The sequence below is a fragment of the Mesorhizobium sp. M7D.F.Ca.US.004.03.1.1 genome, assembly GCF_003998635.1.
GTDB classification, from domain to species: Bacteria; Pseudomonadota; Alphaproteobacteria; order Rhizobiales; family Rhizobiaceae; genus Mesorhizobium; species Mesorhizobium loti.
This window is the reverse complement of sequence record NZ_RZQG01001059.1, coordinates 1-1,885: the sequence shown is the minus strand read 5'-3', so window position 1 is coordinate 1,885 and position 1,885 is coordinate 1. Positions and strand designations below refer to the sequence as shown.

Annotated in this window: 4 protein-coding genes; 2 read left to right on the top strand and 2 right to left on the bottom strand. The window is 61.9% G+C overall.

Translation table 11 applies throughout. The features are described 5' to 3' along the window. Positions 1-330 (top strand): hypothetical protein (locus tag EN935_RS33825; protein WP_127374114.1); only part of this gene is annotated, 330 nt, incomplete at its 5' end. A 158-nt stretch (positions 331-488) separates the two neighbouring features. Here EN935_RS33825 and EN935_RS33820 read toward each other — a convergent pair. Together EN935_RS33820 and tsaA are read right to left on the bottom strand one after the other, a co-directional pair. Continuing rightward, positions 489-803, bottom strand: coding sequence for a DUF2293 domain-containing protein (locus EN935_RS33820; protein ID WP_109668304.1), 315 nt, complete (start codon positions 801-803; stop codon positions 489-491). Continuing rightward, positions 800-1,339 carry a tRNA (N6-threonylcarbamoyladenosine(37)-N6)-methyltransferase TrmO gene (tsaA, locus tag EN935_RS33815; RefSeq protein WP_109668303.1) on the bottom strand — a complete coding sequence of 180 codons (540 nt, stop codon included), beginning with the start codon at positions 1,337-1,339 and terminating at the stop codon, positions 800-802. The genes EN935_RS33820 and tsaA overlap by 4 nt, the downstream gene beginning before the upstream one ends. 186 nt (positions 1,340-1,525) lie before the next feature. On the opposite strand from tsaA, the gene EN935_RS33810 reads away from it, so the two are divergent. After that, on the top strand, positions 1,526-1,885 hold a 360-nt coding region (locus tag EN935_RS33810; RefSeq protein WP_164771597.1), incomplete at its 3' end, for a metalloregulator ArsR/SmtB family transcription factor.

The following is a 1,885-nucleotide window of genomic DNA, read 5'->3' as shown; positions in this document are numbered from 1 at the left end:
AATGTGCCGTCGTTGAGCGGCACCTGGGTCGGCAGCGGCCACCAGAGCCCGGCCGGCGATGCCGGGGCCGACTGGACGATCGCCATGACGATCAACGATGGCGGCGCGTCGATCGACTATCCGTCGCTCGGCTGCGGCGGATCCCTATCGCAGACGTCCAGGGACGATATTTCGGCGGAATACCACGAGAGCATCACTTACGGTCAGGACAAATGCATAGACGGCGGCAATATCACCGTCAGGTTCTTCAAGGGGAATCTGTCCTGGACCTGGGTCGGCCAGGCTGACGGCCAGCCCTACAACGCAGTCGCCGTTCTGAAGCGGAAATAAGAGACTGTTTGGAAATTCTACACTGGCGGCCGTCTAGCGGCGTTTTCTGCGCTTCCAGTGCTCATGGACCCAAATGTCCGCTGCGCTCCGGTTCTCGAAACCACCACCATATGACTCGCCAGAGCGAATTCGAAACAGTCTCCAGGCGGACTACCGCCTCAATCCTCTTCGTCGTCGGCGTCGAGCAGGCGTGTCGCGCGCCAGCGGGTGAGCACGATGTTGATCTGCTCGATGACGAAGAAACGCGCCGAGTCGCGGTCGTAACCTTCGGCCAGAAGCTTTTCGTAGTCGGTGTGCATGTGGCGGATATGGGCAATCGTCGCCAGCCATACGGCGATGCCCGGCGGCAAGGTCTTCATGTGAACCGCGCCGGCGTCGGTGCGGATCTTCTCCATGTCGGCATAGGGCGCCAGCGGCAGAAGTGCGGTCAGCGCCTTGGCGATGGCGCGGCGGCGGCCGGTCGGCGCTGTCATCGCCGACCCCCATTGGGCTCGTCGCGTCCTTCGATGGTCGCCTCCGGTATGGCGTCGGTCGAGGCGAAATAAGGCTTGATGTCGATGACCGGCGTGCCGTCGAGCACATCGATGGCGTCGAGATCGATGCGGCCGGTACCGATGTCGACGGCAATCAGCCTGGCGATATGCAGCCCGATAGGGTTCGGGCGAGCAGGGGAGCGCAGCGAAAATACGCCTTTCGTTTCAGCCGCATGGCGCGGTTTCTGCACAATCAGAGTCCGCGGCGCATGATGCAGCCAGGACAGGATGATGACGTGGCTGGCGCGCTCCAGCCCCTGCAGGCCATCGCGATAGGGCGCGTCGATGGTCAGCACCGCCTCCTGCCCGGTCTCGCGCGCGGTGCGCATGTTCTTCGGGCATGTTTCGCGCGTCGTCCATGGCGAGGCGATGTGGCCGATGAAGACGATCCCGCCATCAGGCGGCATCAGTGCCGGATCGTTCTCCAGCCTCTGCTCGCCTTCGCGCGTCTCGAACATCTCACGCGTTTCGGTCATCCTGCTCTCATCTCGCATCTTTTTGTTCGTGCATGTCGTTGCCCCAAAACCGCGACCCACTTTTGGGCCACATGCATCGCGAGTCGACGCATGCGCCATTTTCTTGTCCGGAAGCGACATAGCGCTTGCAAGGTTTTGAAAATCGACATAAACATATGTTTATATCTTTTCAAAGAGAATACGCTGATGCATGTCTCGCTCGACACCATGGTGGATACGTTGAAGGCGGCGGCCGAATCCAGCCGGCTGCGCATACTGGCACTGTTGTCGCGCGGCGACCTCACCGTTTCCGACCTTACCGAAATTCTCGGCCAGTCGCAGCCGCGCGTTTCGCGGCACCTGAAGCTCTTGCTGGAGGCCGGGTTGATCGGCCGCTACCAGGAAGGGTCGTGGGCCTTCTTCCGCCTGTCGGACGCGGATTCCGCGCGGGACTTCGTCATGGGGCTGGTTTCCGGCATTCGCGGTGCCGATCCGCAGGTCGAGCGCGATCTTGAGCGCCTGGCCTCGGTCAAGCGCAAGCGGCAGGACCGGGCGGTCGAGTATTTT